Genomic DNA, 16732 nt, shown 5'->3' on the forward strand with positions numbered 1-16732 from the left:
GACGGTTAAAACCCAAGCAGCTTTCGAAAATAGCTGGCGTACGACTGACTGACCGGAATTTTTTCTCCATTGTTCATCACTAATAAAAAAGTCGAATGTGTATCAGGGTAAATTTCTTGAATTTGTGTCACATTGACGATAAAGGAACGATGACAGCGCACAAACTCTTCTTTTGGAAGCACATAATCAAATTCATTTAACGTGTATCTATGCGTACCCGTATACTTCTGTGCGTACACATAGGTTTTTCGGTCACGCGCTTCTACGTAGATGATTTTTGAGAAAGGAACCGGTATCCATCCTTCGTTCACCTTTAACGTCACAACTGACTTTCCGCTCGTTAACGCAGGAAAAATCGCCGTTACGCATCCTTGAACATCTCCTTCATCTAAAAAAGGCACGGCCATGCCGTAGTAAGGTGTGCCGAACACGTCTCGGTGAATAAATTCCGATACTTTTTGCTTTCGTTCTAATGCTTTATATGTAATCGTTCCTTTTTTTATTTGATCTCCAGGGCTGATTTTCAAATTAATTCGTTTGCTTGCTCGGTAATACACGTACGTTTCTAGATCTGAAACAGCAATCGACGCTTCATCGGAGAACAATTCACTGATAACATCTAGTAGGGCTGAGGCTTTAAATGGCTTCATGGTTTCACCTTCTTTTGTCTAGTTAAACACGTTGCTTCTTTATTGTAGCGCAAAAGCAAAAGCGATTGGGAGACAAGCACAGAATTTATCCTTTTAACTGCATAAAATTTCTATTTTTTCACAACATAAAACAATGAAATGAAGGAAGGGTGAAATGTATGGGCTATGCTGAATCAACGTTTCGAATCGCCTGTTCATTTTTTGTGCTGCTTCTTTTAACGCGGCTCATGGGAAAAACAGAAATCAGCCAGTTAAATGTATTTACATTTATTACGGCGATTACGATTGGTAATATCGCTTCTTCCCTTTCCACTGATAAGCGAGTAGAGATTGATAAAGGAGTTTATTCACTGCTAGGTTGGACATTTTTAACGATCGCTATGGGCTATCTTGGAATGAAATCGAAAAAAGCGCGGCATCTTATTACCGGTGAGCCTAAAATTGTAATTAAGCAAGGGAAAGTGATGGAAAAGGCATTAAAACAAGTCCGACTAGATATTGAATCTCTTTTAGGCATGCTGAGGCAGCAAAACGTATTTTCCATAAAAGATGTCGAATACGCCATATTAGAAATAAATGGAAATCTTTCCGTTATGAAAAAACAAGATAAAAAGCCAAACTCGTGGTCAAAAACGCTGTTATTTCCCACTTCAACCGGCGTTATTTACGACGGAAAAGCGAATGAGGATGCGTTGAAGGACCTGCACGTAGATAACAACTGGCTGCATAAACAGCTCGAAAAAGCGGGAATCAACTCAATTGATGACGTCTTTTACGCTGAGGTTCAATCCGACGGATCGCTTTATATTGACTATAAAAAAGATAAATTTAACTCATAAAAAAATCCGTACCATATAAGGCACGGATTTTTTTATTAGCTTGCTTTTTTCACACGATTTGTAATGGTATCTTCTTTTGGTGATGTTTTGCGAATAAAGAAGGCTAAAACAAACGCGATTACACTTAAAATCGTTGCGATCATAAACGCATCGTTAATACCCATTGCTGTACCTTGATTCACAGCTTCAGCCATACTGCCTTTATCTGTTGGCAAAATTTGCTGATTCGTTACGATATTTTTCACGTGTTTTTCACCTTGATTCATCATAATGGATACAAAGAACGCCATTCCTACAGCTCCGGCAACCATTCGAAGCGTATTAACCATCGCGGTACCGTATTTATTTAAGCTAAGCGCAAGCTCATTTAATCCAGCTGTAAAGATCGGCATCATAAGCAGTGACATCCCAAACATACGAACAGTATAGACAATCATGACATACATAAATGTTGTGGTTGTTTCAAGCTTTGTTAATTCATATGTTGTCACAACGGTAATTGCTAAACCAATAACAGCAAGCCATCTTGCGCCGAACTTATCAAACAGCCTTCCTGTAATCGGAGACATAATCCCCATTACAATTCCCCCAGGAAGTAGCAGCAAGCCTGAAAGAAATGGTGAAAAGCCGCGTACATTTTGCATATAAATCGGCATTAAAATCATACCTGAAAACATTGCCATCGTCACAATTACGTTAATAATTGTTGTCAGCGTGAACATGCGGTAACGGAAAATACGGAATTCAAGAAGCGGCTGATCAATTTTTAACTGACGGAAAATAAAGAACAGAATCGAAATACCGCCTACAATAAACATGGCTAACACTTCGGTGCTGGTCCAGCCCTTTGTACCGCCCGTAGCGAACGCATACAGCAAGCCGCCAAATCCAATTGTTGATAAAATAACGCCAAGCACGTCTAGCTTAGGTCGGCTTGTTTCCGTTACGTTTTTCACTAAAATAATAGCCGCAATTACGTTAATAAGTGCGATTGGGAACATCATAAAGAATAAAACACGCCATGAGTAGTGCTCAACGATTAAACCAGAAAGTGTCGGCCCTACTGCCGGTGCGAAGTTCATGGCTACTCCAAAAATCCCCATCGCAAAACCGCGTCGGTCAGGCGGGAATAACGTGAAAATAACGTTTGTAATTAACGGAAATAAAATTCCTGCTCCTGCAGCTTGCACGACGCGTCCTACTAAAATAACAGAAAATGTCGGTGCGATACCGCAAAGGAGTGTTCCTACTGTAAACAGACCCATTGCTGTAATATACAGCTGCCTTGTCGTAAATCGATTCATTAAAAATGCTGTAATTGGAATAACAATTCCGTTTACTAACATAAAGATGGTTGTTAACCAGTTCCCCGTAGCCGCCGTTACATGGAAATGATCCATCATTTGCGGAAGCGCAATGTTAATTAGCGTTTGATTTAAAAAAGCGACGAGCGCTCCCATTATCATTACGCCAAAAATAGACCGAGTTCGCGCTTGATCGGACTGTTGTGTTTGTGTATTCATTTTAACAAGACCTTTCCCTTTAAAATTATCTGTATGTAAATCTTCAGATGACAAACAGGTTAAGAATATATTTTATGTGTTCATTCTATTAATTTATGTCACGAATATTTAATGAACTTAATTATATACCGGATAAATATATCTGTTTCCGAAATATTTGTCAACAAATATGATCATTTTCGTAAAACTTTTCCATCAGTATATATAAAGTAGCATGCCCTTTAATGAAGAAAAAAATGAGAGCCTTTCAACGAAGGCTCTCATTTCCTTAAGAATACTTATTTTAAGATTTGAACTTTTACTGTTTTTCTTCCCCATTTTAACGCTTCTTTTTGAGAAGGAAGAAGAACATCAATTTTATTTCCTTTAATCGCGCCGCCTGTATCAGCTGCGATTGCCGTGCCATAACCTTCTACGTATACTTTTGAACCAAGCTTAATCACTTTTGGATCGACAGAAATAACTTTTTGATTTGGATTCTTTTTTAAATCGATTCCAATCGCCGTTTTTCCGCTGCAGCCTTTGCAGTTCGCTGTGTACGCTGTTGCTGTTACTTTAAATTCTTTCACCACGTTTGAAGACTTCGCAGGCGCTGCTTTAGCAGGCGTGCTTGATTTTACTTGAGATACTTTTAATACTTGTTTCGGATGAATGCTGTCTGACTTTAAGTTATTCCACTGTTTCAGCTGACTAACCGATACTTTATATGTCTTTGCAATTTTGTATAGCGAATCTCCGCTTTTTACTGTATATGTATTTGTTGCAGCTGATGCACCACTTGCCACTCCGAACAGTGACATTAGAACTAAACTGAACGTAATCATTGTCTTTTTCATGTAATTGATTTCCCCTTTATCTACCAATACATAAAAAATAACACATGAGTATTACAGTTATATTTCAGTAACATGTCAATAGTTTGATAGTTTAGTTACAGTAAAAATAAATATTCTTCCTTTTAAACTAGTAAATTAATCACCTTAGCATTTTAAAAACATACATATTTAGGCATATAACGGTGCTTTTACACACATTTATATTAGATTATTTCATTTGTAACATTTAACTGGTTCTAGAGGCTTATACTTTATTTTAAATTGGTTATTTAGAACATAGTTTATTTAAAATTAATAAATGCGTTAAAGGATCTTAATATAAATCACTTTTTACACCGCAGTTGATTTCCGTGCAAGACTTCGCTTTCCGCGGGTGGCCGATGAGCCTCCTCGTCGCTTGCGCTCCTGCGGGGTCTCATCTATTCCACTATTTCCGCAGGAGTCTTCGTCTTGCCCTCCAATCAACTGCTAGAAGCGTATACATATATCACCGCGATAACAATAAAAAATCCGAACGCGTTGGATTCTCCATCAAGAATCTCAATTCATCGTTCGGATTTCCCTTCAACTAAAATGCTTTTATCATAGCCTTTTTATTTGAAATTAAAATACCTGCAATACTTGTTAATACGGCTGCCACTGAAGCATTCTAGCTGCCTCAAACCTTTTTTCTACATTCGGCCAGTAAACGATTTTCCACCAATTATCAACGTATGGATCACGTTCATTTTTGTACTGTAAATAATATGCGTGTTCCCATACGTCTAATACAAGCAGCGGAATCGTATCCCACTGGGTGAGAAGCTGATGGCGCTCAGCTTGCAGAACTTCAAGCTTTCGCGAACGCGGCGACCATACTAAGATAGCCCAGCCAACACCTTCTACTTTTTTAGCGGCTTGAGAAAAGTGCATCATAAACTTCTCATAGCTGCCAAAGTCTTTTTGAAGCTGCTGCAGCAGCTGTCGTCTCGGTCGTCCTCCTCCTTCTGGACTCATAATCTCCCAAAAGATTGTGTGTAAGTAATGACCGGAGCCATGAAAAGAAGCTTCCCGTTCCCAATGTTTTATGAGGTCAAAATTGTTTGTGTTACGGGCTTGCTGCAGCATGAGCTCTGCTTTATTTAATCCATCGACATAGCTTTGATGGTGCTTGCTGTGATGAAGACGCATAATTTCCCGGTTAATATACGGTTCAAGAGCTGAATAGCTATAGCCAAGCGGCGGCAGCTCGTGCTGTCCTGACGCTATCGATTCTCGCTCCCTGCCATCGTCTCCAAGCCGCTCTTTTAAAACTTTATCAATATGCCGCACTGCATTATTGATTTCTTCTAACGTATATTCGTTGACATCTTCTTCGCTTAAATATTCAAGAACGTCTTCTTGCGTGCGCGTTATATATGACGTTATATCTACTTCTGTAATGGCTTCTTCAAATACAGGATCACATACTTGTTCAAGCCAGGTCTGAACTTCCATCAAGTATCTTTTTCTCTCATCTTGATCGGCCATACTTCCCCTCCTTACACCTCATCTTCACTATCATATTCAAAAGAAAAAGCAACATAACTTCCTACTTGTATCTATTGAGGTAGAAAATTCGACATAAAAAAGCAAGAGCTCCTTAAAGGATAAACTCTTGCCTTTTTTCTTATATCTTCTTTGCCATATTCACATAATCAATCGTTTCTTGCTTACTAACAGCTGCATGCTTCAGCTTCGGGTTATAATAGAGCTCCACTTTTATATTATTAATTTCACAGCCGTCTGGCATATCCTGCAAATCCGTTAGAAACGGCAGCAAGTGATTGTTCATATCGTATTCAAACGCCCCGTTTTGCAAGTAATACACCTTTGGCACATAGTTAATATGGCGAAAAAACTTCACTACGTTAATTCGCTCATCGTATGAGGCGATCACTTCATCTTCTGTTAGGTTCGGATAAGATAAATTAAACACTTGCCGAACCGGCGTTTTCAGCCACTTGGTCAAGCAAGTCTGCGGATTGTTGACAAGCGCTTTTGCTCCTTTTACGTACCCCGCTAAAAACATTGACATAAAGCCGCCGCCCGATGATCCGTAAAATAGCACATTAGACGAACTCACCTGTACTTTTTTCATGAACTTTTCAATTAAAACCGCAATGTCTTTTAAATAAAAACGATCGCTTGTCCCTTGTCCCCACGCAAGCGACACCTTTCCTAAATAAAGCGTAGGATCGTTATAGTAAATAATTGAATCTTGGAATTCATTCATCCACGAATGGCGCTGAAAATATGGAGGACCTGCCGGCATTTCTTGACTTGCTCCTCCTCCTGAACCAAACACAAGCAAATGAGAAGACTCTTTTTTTAATCTCACCAAAAACTCAAACAGCACTCCGTTCCACTCGACTCCTACTAAAACGGGCTTATCAAACGGCAGCTGAAGTTCATCCAGCTTTTCATACGTACTAGTTATCTTTTCATATTGATCAAGCAACAGCTCTGCAACTCACTTTCCTTAAAATGATCTGTCGTATGTGTCTGACATTGATCATGGCTCTGTAAAAAAGAACCTGTTACAGTGTATGAAAATCAGTGGACAAATGTTTGTACACGTTATCAAAAATAGGCCTTACCTACATATCCTCCTAGGCTTCTGTCACGAAATAAAACTCTTCACATACGATACAGCATCATAAAAAATTCAAGGATAGGAGCTGGAGACCCTTGTCAACGCCCTATATGGATTACAATAATCCAAACGTACAATACTTTTCTGATGTGAATAAAAACAGACTTAATACGCGAAACGATCAAAATTACATTAACCGATTAGGCCGGGATGTGCTCAACACATTAGGAAACGTATCATTACTTGATATTTACTTAAGCAAAAGCCGCGTAGTCGAACCGCACTATCACCAAAATGCCGCTGAGCTAGTCTACTGCATTTCAGGCTCAGCCGTCGTTTCATTAATCAATCCGTTTAACAACGAAGTCACAAATATTCCGATTACTCCCGGTCAAGTAGCTAATATCCCTCAAGGCTGGTGGCACTGGGAAATTGCGTCTGAAGACAATACGCATTTACTTGCCATTTTTGACGCTCCTTATCCGGAATACATTTTTGGATCTGATATTTTAAATAAAACGCCTATTGAAGTCCTTGCTCACACGTACTGCTTAGATCCGGAGCAGCTAAAGAAAACGCTGGCTCCGCTAAAAAATCAAACCATCGTGATTGGACCAACGGACGAATGCGGAGAAAAAGAACACTATAAAAAGAAAAAACAAGGAGGCCCTGTACACCACCAGCAGCCTACTTATACGTATCCTCCGCCTCAAAATCCTTATTACTCTCCTCAAAATCCCTATCACTATCGATATTGGTAGAGACAAAAAAACCCCGCTGCCAGTGTAACGGGGTTTTTTAACGAATACATAACGTTATTAATCTGTATATGTACTGTGAAAAGCAGCTTCAATATATGCAACTTGGAAATGATAATGTCCAATTAAATATTTCACAATGTCCACTTGATCAATTTTGCCAGGCTTATCGACCATCGCTTCTTTCACCATTTTTTCAAATGTACCTTGATCAAACTGTTCTTCATGAACAACAATTGTCTCAGAGTACGTTTCATCTTGTCCTTCTGAAATGCGGTAGTAATACAATTTCTTCACCTCAATTTATCTTAAGTGTATGTATACCCTTAACTAATAATTTTCAAACATTTTTTCAGCGTTCTTTTTCCACTTTACGATAGGCTGCGGCTTTTGCTTTTACAAGCAGCCTTGTAACCCAATACGCTACTAGCGTTATCCCTATATCAATCAGAAAAATATAAAACAAGCTCATTCCTTTTCCTGAATCAATAAATTTAAAATGTTGTTCAAGAGGCGCCAGTCCAAATGAAAAAACAGCGCTCAGCAGAATTGTATACAGATAAAAATTCTTTTGATGATTCGTACAATATTGATAAAGGAGCAGAAAGCATACCGGCAAAATAGAAGCAGTAATATTTGTTGCGTTTGGAAGCTGTGGTGTTAAGAAAAATGTGTGCGTTAAATAACCGGTTCTTCCAAGTGCAATATCAATATATGCCCAAAGCATGTGCACTGTGTAACCGAAGAAAAACACCTCAAAGATCCGCGTCCGGTCTACGGTAAAATACAACAACACAAGAGGAAGAACGAGCGAAGCAAGCACCACCCAAAACTGCCAGTTTCCAAAATCTGAATATTGATGCCAATACGACGATAATAACTCCTGCAGCTTATCGCTTTGTTCATGTATGTTTCCCCAGTATCGTTCATAACTCACTGAAGTAACCTCCTATATAGAGTCTCTGCTTATGTATGTACGAATAAGCTCCATTTTATACAGAGAAACATGGAAAGCGGCCATTTATTGCTTGTGATCACCCGAATAGGTCACCGGAAACTCACGTTCAATTACTTCTTCCTCTTTTCGATCAACAGCGTACGCTTTTGCTGTTGCCCTTGAGCTAACTGACGTGGATAGCTTCTCATCTTTAAAATGCAGCGCGACTCCGTCATCTACAGCGTAGCCTTCTTTCATTTCCCCGCTTGCCATTAACTCATGATACGAAGGTCTTCGATTGCTTTCTCCGTCGTAGTGAGGACAGTTGCTGCCCGTTAAAAATCCTAAACAGTCGATTTTAGACAGTTTATTGTTCATTGAATCGGTGACGCCTTCTTCAAACCAGCAAAGTGAACCTGCGCTTATTCCTGCTAAGATCACTCCTTTTTCATAAGCCTCTTTTAAAATCGTATTCAGTTCCCATTCTTTCCATAAAGAAAGCATATTCCTTGTATTACCGCCACCTACATACAAAATATCGTGCTGCAGCACATATGCTTTTAAATTCATAAAGTTTGGTGAAAACAGCGATAAATGAGACGGTGTACATATCAACTTCTCAAACGCTTCATAAAACCTTTCTATATAATTATCGGCATCTCCGCTGGCTGTAGGGATAAAACAGATTTTCGGCACATCTATATGAGCTTGTGAAAGTATGTATTGATCCAGAAGCAAGTTATCCGGCTCCATCGAAAAACCTCCGCCGCCCATGGCTATAATTTGTCTCATTTCAATCATTCCTTTCAAAAAAGTGATATAGGAAATGTAAATTCATACTATTTCAAACAAGAAGTTTTCCGTATAATGGAAGAGTGATAAAAAGGTGGTGCAAAGCTCTTGAAAATAGTACGAACACTTTTACTAATACTAGGCATTTTTATTATCTTGTTTTGTATCTTTGGCTATATCGATTATAACGGTCAAAAAATGGAACTTGGAGCCAAACAAGAAAAAAACATTCCTTCTTCCATTAACACTGATGGGGGAACTATTAAGCTATCTGCTGTAAGCGAAAAGTACGATAAAACGCAGTTTGGCTTTTTTGTTATTCAAAACAATTCGATGCATACCTTAACGATTCCTTATGAAAATACGGCGGATCACTTAAAAGACGGAAAGTGGTACGAAGTTGTGCTAAACGGATTGGAGTTTCCTGATAAAACTGTCACGCTGAAGCCAGGGAAATCACTCAAATTAGATATCGCAACTCCTAACTACAAAGTAGGAAAATATCGTTTTGTTCAACACTTTAAAGATGAAAACGGAAAAGATTATGTACTAGCGGCTCCTTTTGAAATCGTTTGGCCGAGTCTTAAAAATGTTCTCGGACAGTTTGATTAAAGGTAAAAAAGCACTTACCTGCTATGAGGTAAGTGCTTTTTATCAGTTCTGATTTAAAACACGAAGCGTAACTTGCTTTGTTCCGACTTTTACCGTCTCTCCGTTTTTGATGGCTTCTTTCACACTGAGACTATGCAGCAGAAGATTTTCTTGAAGCAGCGTTTCAAACTTCGCAACGGCTTCCTTCACTTCTTCGTCTCCGCTAAGTTCCAAATCAATACGTAAGTTCACGGGTAAATCCAGCTTTTTGCGATAATCTTGAACCGCTCGAATTACTTCACGAGCGACTCCTTCCTGTACGAGTTCTTCGGTTAAAGCCGTATCCAACAACGCAGTGTACGTGCCGTTGGATGCAACCGCAAAACCTTCTTTTGGCACTTTTTCAACAAGTACGTCTGCCGTTTCAAGCGTTAGGTTTTCTCCTGAAGCAAGCGTAACACTTAGCTTGCCTTGTTCAACAAACTCTTTTCCTTTCTCTTCTGAAAGGTTTTTTAACGCTTGGTTGACCTCATTAACTTGTTTTCCAAACTTCGGTCCAGCCTGTTTAAAATCGAGTTTTAACACGTATGAAACAAGCTTGTCGTCGTCTTGCTCCACGTTAAAGTTCTTCACATTAAGCTCATCTTTGATGACATCATGGTATGCTTCCCACTCTACATCTTCTTCCGTTACCACAAGCGAAAGACTTTGCAGAGGCTGCTTTACTTTTAACGAATGCGTATTTCGGATGCTTCGGCCTAGTTCCACCACTTGAAGCACCGCTGCCATTTCTTTTTCCAGCTTTTCGTTCACTTTCGTTTGATCACATGCAGGATAGTCTGCTAAATGAACGCTTTTCCCTGTTAGATTTTCATGAATATCATCCGCAACAAACGGCGTAAACGGTGCTAATAGCTGACTTAACGTCACTAGTACTTTATGAAGCGTATCGTAAGCCGCTGCTTTTTCTCCGTCCATTCCTTCTGACCAAAAACGATCGCGGGAACGTCGCACATACCAGTTGCTTAGCTCTTCAATAAATACCGCGATTTCACGAGCCGCGCTTGTAAACCCGTAATCTTCAAGATGTACTGTTACGCGCTTGACCGTGCTGTGCAAACGCGAAAGAATCCACTCATCCAATTTTGTTTTTTTCAATTCATACGTTTGCTTCGGGTCATAGCCGTCAAGCTTGGCGTACAGAACGTAAAAGCCGTACACGTTCACTAGCGTATCAATAACTTTTGATTTCGCTTCTTGCACGACCCGCTCTGAAAATTTCTTCGGATTCCAAGGTGCACTGTCTGCTAAAAGCGCCCATCTAAGCGCATCGGCACCAAATGTATGAATAAGATCAACAGGGTCTAGCGCATTCCCTTTACTTTTAGACATCTTTTGACCGTTTTCATCTAAGACGTGGCCAAGAGACAGAACACGCTTATACGGTGCTTTTCCTGTAAACAGCGTTGAAACTGCCATCAAGCTGTAAAACCAGCCGCGCGTTTGATCAATTCCTTCTGCGATAACGTCTGCCGGGAACTGCTTTTGAAACAGTTCGCTGTTTTCAAACGGATAGTGATACTGCGCAAACGGCATCGATCCGCTGTCAAACCAAACGTCAATCACTTCCGGCGTTCGCTTCATTTTTCCGCTGCAGACCGGACACGTTAGCTGCACGTCATCTACATAAGGCTTATGAAGTTCAATGCTGTCATCTACGGAATGTGACGCATGTTTCTGAAGCTCTTTGATGCTTTTTGGCGCTACTTGATGCTGACATTCCCCGCATTCCCATACGTTCAGCGGCGTTCCCCAGTAGCGCTTTCTGCTGATGTTCCAGTCCACCATATTTTCTAAAAAGTTGCCAAAGCGGCCGTGCTTGATATGATCCGGGTACCACGTCACGCTTTCATTGTTTTTCAAAAACTGTTCCTTCAACGCCGTCGTTTGGATAAACCAGCTTTCATTTGCGTAATAAAGAAGCGGCGAGTCGCATCGCCAGCAAAACGGATAGCTGTGCTCATGCTTTTCTTTATGATACAGCACGCCTTCATTTGCTAAATAACGAACGATATCAACGTCGCAGTCTTTCACGAAACGTCCTTGAAAAGGCGGCACTTCAGACGTGTACTGTCCTTTTTCATCCACTACGTTCACAAACGAAAAGCCGTTTTCTTTTACGACTCTGTAATCATCTTCACCATATGCAGGTGCTAAATGAACAACACCCGTTCCGCTTTGATCCGTTACGTAATCAGCCGTTACAACTTCATGCCCTTTTTCCACTTTCACAAAATTAAACGGCGGCTCATACGACATCCCTTTTAACTCATTTCCTTTATGTTGAGATAAAACGCTATATTCTCCTTTTAACACTTTGTCTGCGAGCGCTTCTGCCACTATATACACGCTGTCGCCTTGCTGGGCTCGAACGTAGTTCATCTCTTCATGCACCGCAAGCGCCACGTTTGACGGAAGCGTCCATGGCGTTGTCGTCCAGCCTAAAAAATACTCGTTATCGAGATTTTTCACTTTAAATTTCACCGTTACCGTTAAATCTTTTACATCTTTATACCCTTGCGCCACTTCATGTGAACTTAATGATGTTTGACAGCTCGGGCAGTAAGGTGATACGCGGTGTCCTTTATAAAGAAGTCCTTTATCATGAATCGTGCCAAGCACGTTCCATACGCTTTCAATGTAGGAATTCTCCAAGGTGATGTAAGGGTCTTCCATATCAACCCAATAGCCGAGCTGCTCCGTGAACGTGCGCCATTGTTTTTCATACACAAACACACTTTCCTTACACTTGTTGATAAAAGCTTCTACGCCGTATTTTTCAATATCATGCTTCCCGGATATCCCGAGCTGCTTTTCAACACCGAGCTCAACCGGCAGTCCGTGCGTATCCCAGCCTGCTTTTCGAATCACTTGATGCCCTGTCATCGTTTTATAACGAGCCACCACGTCTTTAATCGTCCGGCCTAGCGCGTGCCCCACGTGAGGCAAACCGTTGGCTGTCGGGGGCCCTTCATAAAATACAAACGACGGATGCCCTTCTCGGTTTTGAACCGACTGCTGAAACACATTTCCCTTTTGCCACTGCTGCTGGATACGCTGTTCGCGCTCTTGCGAAGACTCCCTTACATTCACTTCTTTCATGTGATACCACTCCTTTTAAAGTTAAAAGCACACAAAGAAACCCGTCCCTATGACTAGGGACGGGTTTTAACCGCGGTACCACCCTGGCTTCTATTGATCCGTTCATCAATAGCACTCAGCAACGTACAATCATACGCGTTCTTTTTAACGGTAGACTACCGTTCAAACTTACTTATAGTTCAGTTTGACTTCTCAGAGAGGATATTCCCCTGCGGCTTGAACACTGGCTTTCAGCTATCACCAGCTCTCTGTGGAACAAACTTGCAGCGTACTGATTCTCTTCAACGAATTTGTGTGCTTTTATTAGTAGCTATTGTATGCGGTTTGGAAGGGAATGTCAATGTTTATGATATTTATGTATGTTTCTCCGTATAACGTAGCCATCTATTGATAAAATAACTGCTTACCACTGTTTGCTGTCTTTTTCACGCTCTCAGGAAAAGGAAATATACACAAAAAACCACCTCATTTAAGGTGGGTATTATTTGGCTCTCCGACTTGAAAGACGCTCTTTAAAACCAGTTAATAAACGGCGGAATGCTCTGAGGGAAATGAAATAGATTGCACGAATCATATGCTCGTTTCACTTCTCGAAGCTTTTTAAAATTCTCTCCATAATAAGCTGTTGGCCAATCTCTGATGAACCGGTCCGGCCAGTTCACATAATCTCCAGTTGTATATCTCGATAAAGCATTTCTTAATTCTTCAATCCATCGAATATTTGCTCGCTCTTCTGAAGGATGGCTCCATGTGGCAAGATATTCCTGTGCAATAATAGCATCTCTATAATAGAAGGCCGTTTCATTAGAGGCAACTTCCTCTACTGCTCCCCCGAGAGATTGGTGCCAAATACTAGATTTTTCATTCGGAGCATTTTCTAAAAAATGCTTCATTGTTAAAATAGCGTCTTTTGGAAAAGGTTTATTAAGAAAAGAACCTGACCTTTTTCGAGGGGCGGGTTGGTTTCCGCTCGGATCGTCAAAAAATTGTACAGCTTCTATATATGAAACTTCCTTTATTACTACTTTTTTAGGACACCCAACATCTATTAAAGGCTGCAGAAGTTCCTTCAACTTGAATGATGAACCAACAAACTCACCTTGAGCGATAATCTGATTTGCTTCCTTGGATTTTAACTCAATCTCCGAAGTTAAGCGCTTATCGGTATTTGTGGCCCAGTGCTGCCATGCATCAAAAGCAGCTTCGAAATCTTCCCATTCCCATGTAATTGAGAAGATTGACACCTTTGAGATAGGCTGCACCTTGAATGTAAGAGACGTAACAATACCAAAGTTTCCGCCCCCGCCTCCACAACAAGCCCAAAAGAGATCACTGTTGTGATTTTTATTTGCCTTAATGAGTTCAACTTCTCTCTGTTCATTTACTATGGCCATTTCAACTTCAAACAAATTATCACAGGTAAGCCCAAACAACCTTGATAACATCCCAATTCCTCCGCCAAGCACAAGGCCTACAAGACCAACACTGCTTTCCGTACCTGCAGGGATAGTCGTTCCTTTTTTCCATAATTCATTATATACTTTCCCTAGATTAGCTCCTGCTTCTATTTTCGCTGTCATGCTTTTACTGTCGATCTTGATTCTATCCATTTCACTGACATCAATTACTAATCCACCGTTTACTAGTGAAAAATTTTCATAGCTATGCCTACCGCTTCTTATTCGAAATGGGACATGATTTTCCTTTACCCACTTCAATGCATTTACTACATCGTTTGTATTCTGACAAAATACAATTATTCTTGGAAATTTAGGCACACCTAAATTATTATTTGTTCTAGCCTGATCATATTCCGCATCATCAGGTGTAACGATTCGTCCAGTAAGCTTTGTTTCCTCCACGATATAACCCCTTTCTTAATACAGATAAGATGCTATATCCTATGAATTTTCTTCAGAAAAGACACACAGTTTAAAGGGAGGAAAAAGAGAATAGAAAACTTACTGGAGGGGTTCCTCGTATGCTTATCTGCATAACTTGAATCCTGAAGAATCCGCAAAAGAGATAATCATACCTCTACAACTAATAAAATAAATATATACAGAATACTCTCATGGGATTCGAAAGGAGAAATCACCTTTGACAAAATATAGAATTATGACCTTTGATGGAGGCGGTACTTTAGGTGCTTTAAGTTTACAGCTTTTGAATAGATTGACTTATCAAAACCCGAAGTTAATTAGTGAAACCGATGTTTTTTCAGGAAATTCAATTGGTTCATTTACTGCTCTTTCACTAGCAAGCGGAAGATCACCAGAGGAGACATTTCAGTTTTTCAAAGATCACATCTTACCAGCATTCAGCATTTCCCGACCGGGCGGACCTGTTTTTAACCAACAATTACCCTATTCTGGTTTTATTAAAGCCATACGAACATTTTTCCCCCGAGACCTTCGCCTTAGAGACTTAAAGAAACGAATTGTTGTGCCTGCCTTTCACTTATTTGCACCGGAGCTGAACCGTTGGAATCCTGTGTTATTTCATAATTTCCCTGGCTCTCCCTATCTTAATGAAAAAGCGAGTGACGTAATACTTAGGAGCAGCGCTGCCCCTGCAACGCAAAGAGCTTATCAAAACTATGTGGATGGGTATACAGTAGCAACTAACACCAGTACAGCTAGTATCGCGTTTGCAGTGGGAAAAGCAAAGCAGCCGTTAGATCAAATTGCCGTATTATCCATCGGAACAGGTGAACAGCCAACTCAATTAAGAAGAGATACAAAGGGATGGGGAATGGTGAGTGCCGATAACATACGACCAGAAGACATGGAGGACCTGCCGCCAAATTGGGGAGTACTTTTAGACCGGTCTCCTAATGAACCGTTGCTTCCGTTTCTTCAGATTATCTCTGGTGGATCGAGCTATTATGAATCAATGGTTAGCTCTGAGCTTTTAGGCGATCAGTTTTTCCGGTTAAATCCGAGGATTCCTAATTTATCTAAAACGGATCCTTCAGTGGTACCCGCTCTTATTTCAATTGCTAATAAAACTAATTTACGACCTGCGTTTCATTTCATTGAAAAAAACTGGAAGTGTTAATATTTTTTAAGAAGAGTATTGAAATACGGAATTTGTTGTTTTATCAACACAAATTCCTCTTTCAGATAAACCCTTATATTTTAGCTGATCATGACAATTCGTTCGTTATTATAATCGTGCTTTTTTATTCTTGCTCGTTTCCCCTATTAAAACTTTACACTTTTCAGCATTTTCACAATCAACTCGTCTTGTTTTTCCCCTTGTTTATCTGTTAAATGATCTCCAGTGTATTTGTAATAAAGCTCGATTACTTTATTCGTATTTTTATCTGCTATATATGCTACGTATGTATTTGGAACATACTTAATATTGTTCTTTACAACTTTTTCTTCAGTTCCTTTAAAATATGTATATGCTGAATCGTAATATATACTGATATGCGCTGTTTCTATCTTTTTTGGTTGATTCACATGTAGGTTCTTTTTGAACAGACTCTCTACATTTACCTCCTCATTTTCTTTTACCTTCTCTGCCAGTTCTACGTTCATGTATGAAATTTCATTTTTATTATTAAAGAAATTTTCGGAAGAAGCTACCCATCGCTCATAAAACTGACCGTTGATAGCATAGTCTTCTTTATTTTCATGAATTAACTGATACTCCTCTGGAAACCACATCGTATACTGCCCTGTCTTCGATTTAAACTCATAAAATCCATCATCTACTTTTTTATCTTTTTCTAAAAATTCTCGTGTAAATTGATCATTAAAAGCGGGGACGTTTGGATAACAGGTTTCATTTACCATCCATATACCTCCTATTAAAATAGTAGCTCCAGCAATGACTGCACTAACTATTTTCGTGCGTTTTTTCATCATAGCACCTCCTTTTACTTATGTTACAACCTATATTTTATACATGTTCGATACTACCATACTTCTACTGTAAGAAGCATGAACATAATCAATGAAAGACTCACAAATAGCCGCTACCACTCTACAAAAAAAAGGAAAAGTCGCTCCAACCACAA

The 16732-nt window shown here is 39.9% G+C and carries 16 protein-coding genes and 1 other annotated feature; of the genes, 4 read left to right on the forward strand and 12 right to left on the reverse strand.

The annotated features are described in order from the left end of the window. Positions 1-5: 5 nt before the first annotated feature. Positions 6-650, reverse strand: coding sequence for a LytTR family DNA-binding domain-containing protein (locus ACH0CI_RS21685; protein ID WP_406902250.1), 645 nt, complete (start codon positions 648-650; stop codon positions 6-8). 158 nt (positions 651-808) lie between these two features. Here ACH0CI_RS21685 and ACH0CI_RS21690 point away from each other — a divergent pair, with 158 nt between their 5' ends. After that, positions 809-1489: a DUF421 domain-containing protein gene (locus tag ACH0CI_RS21690; protein WP_335706986.1), complete on the forward strand. Its 681-nt coding sequence runs from the start codon at positions 809-811 to the stop codon at positions 1487-1489. Between the two features lie 35 nt (positions 1490-1524). Here the strand turns inward: ACH0CI_RS21690 and ACH0CI_RS21695 are convergent, their stop codons facing one another. The 5 genes from ACH0CI_RS21695 to ACH0CI_RS21715 all read right to left on the reverse strand — a co-directional run bounded on the left by ACH0CI_RS21695 (position 1525) and on the right by ACH0CI_RS21715 (position 6327). Further along, positions 1525-3012 carry a DHA2 family efflux MFS transporter permease subunit gene (locus ACH0CI_RS21695; protein ID WP_028413037.1) on the reverse strand — a complete coding sequence of 496 codons (1488 nt, stop codon included), beginning with the start codon at positions 3010-3012 and terminating at the stop codon, positions 1525-1527. Between the two features lie 278 nt (positions 3013-3290). Then, positions 3291-3848 carry a 3D domain-containing protein gene (locus tag ACH0CI_RS21700; protein WP_014459735.1) on the reverse strand — a complete coding sequence of 186 codons (558 nt, stop codon included), beginning with the start codon at positions 3846-3848 and terminating at the stop codon, positions 3291-3293. Positions 3849-4178: 330 nt separating this feature from the next. After that, positions 4179-4313, reverse strand: coding sequence for a hypothetical protein (locus ACH0CI_RS21705; protein WP_257042369.1), 135 nt, complete (start codon positions 4311-4313; stop codon positions 4179-4181). Between the two features lie 159 nt (positions 4314-4472). Then, complete coding sequence (locus ACH0CI_RS21710) at positions 4473-5357, reverse strand: superoxide dismutase (protein WP_335706987.1); 885 nt, start codon at positions 5355-5357, stop codon at positions 4473-4475. Positions 5358-5496: 139 nt separating this feature from the next. Then, positions 5497-6327 carry a glycosyl transferase family 2 gene (locus ACH0CI_RS21715; RefSeq protein ID WP_406902251.1) on the reverse strand — a complete coding sequence of 277 codons (831 nt, stop codon included), beginning with the start codon at positions 6325-6327 and terminating at the stop codon, positions 5497-5499. 230 nt (positions 6328-6557) lie between these two features. Here ACH0CI_RS21715 and ACH0CI_RS21720 point away from each other — a divergent pair, with 230 nt between their 5' ends. Further along, the gene (locus ACH0CI_RS21720; RefSeq protein WP_098113092.1) at positions 6558-7223 is read left to right on the forward strand and encodes a cupin domain-containing protein; all 666 of its coding nucleotides are present in this window, start codon (positions 6558-6560) and stop codon (positions 7221-7223) included. A gap of 57 nt (positions 7224-7280) precedes the next feature. On the opposite strand, the gene ACH0CI_RS21725 is transcribed toward ACH0CI_RS21720, so the two are convergent. The 3 genes from ACH0CI_RS21725 to ACH0CI_RS21735 form a co-directional block, all read right to left on the reverse strand. Next, positions 7281-7517: a hypothetical protein gene (locus tag ACH0CI_RS21725; protein ID WP_224357852.1), complete on the reverse strand. Its 237-nt coding sequence runs from the start codon at positions 7515-7517 to the stop codon at positions 7281-7283. A 55-nt stretch (positions 7518-7572) separates the two neighbouring features. Then, positions 7573-8157 (reverse strand): hypothetical protein, encoded by a 585-nt coding sequence (locus ACH0CI_RS21730; protein WP_335388432.1) that lies wholly within the window; start codon positions 8155-8157, stop codon positions 7573-7575. Positions 8158-8241: 84 nt separating this feature from the next. After that, the gene (locus ACH0CI_RS21735) at positions 8242-8949 is read right to left on the reverse strand and encodes a Type 1 glutamine amidotransferase-like domain-containing protein (RefSeq protein ID WP_406902252.1); all 708 of its coding nucleotides are present in this window, start codon (positions 8947-8949) and stop codon (positions 8242-8244) included. Positions 8950-9057: 108 nt separating this feature from the next. Between ACH0CI_RS21735 and ACH0CI_RS21740 the strand changes: the two genes are divergently transcribed. Next, complete coding sequence (locus tag ACH0CI_RS21740; RefSeq protein ID WP_406902253.1) at positions 9058-9561, forward strand: immunoglobulin-like domain-containing protein; 504 nt, start codon at positions 9058-9060, stop codon at positions 9559-9561. Between the two features lie 42 nt (positions 9562-9603). Here ACH0CI_RS21740 and ileS read toward each other — a convergent pair whose 3' ends face one another. Continuing rightward, positions 9604-12702, reverse strand: coding sequence for an isoleucine--tRNA ligase (ileS, locus tag ACH0CI_RS21745; protein WP_406902254.1), 3099 nt, complete (start codon positions 12700-12702; stop codon positions 9604-9606). 52 nt (positions 12703-12754) lie between these two features. Next, positions 12755-12996: a binding site (T-box leader), on the reverse strand. Positions 12997-13214: 218 nt separating this feature from the next. Further along, positions 13215-14564 carry an FAD-binding oxidoreductase gene (locus ACH0CI_RS21750; protein WP_406902255.1) on the reverse strand — a complete coding sequence of 450 codons (1350 nt, stop codon included), beginning with the start codon at positions 14562-14564 and terminating at the stop codon, positions 13215-13217. A 238-nt stretch (positions 14565-14802) separates the two neighbouring features. On the opposite strand from ACH0CI_RS21750, the gene ACH0CI_RS21755 reads away from it, so the two are divergent. Beyond that, positions 14803-15762 carry a patatin-like phospholipase family protein gene (locus tag ACH0CI_RS21755; protein WP_406902256.1) on the forward strand — a complete coding sequence of 320 codons (960 nt, stop codon included), beginning with the start codon at positions 14803-14805 and terminating at the stop codon, positions 15760-15762. A 146-nt stretch (positions 15763-15908) separates the two neighbouring features. On the opposite strand, the gene ACH0CI_RS21760 is transcribed toward ACH0CI_RS21755, so the two are convergent. Then, positions 15909-16577, reverse strand: a complete 669-nt coding sequence (locus ACH0CI_RS21760; protein ID WP_335388417.1) for a hypothetical protein — start codon at positions 16575-16577, stop codon at positions 15909-15911. Positions 16578-16732 lie beyond the last annotated feature (155 nt).

It is taken from the genome of Priestia sp. 179-F W1.4 NHS (assembly GCF_045369295.1).
Classification (GTDB): Bacteria; Bacillota; Bacilli; order Bacillales; family Bacillaceae_H; genus Priestia; species Priestia zanthoxyli.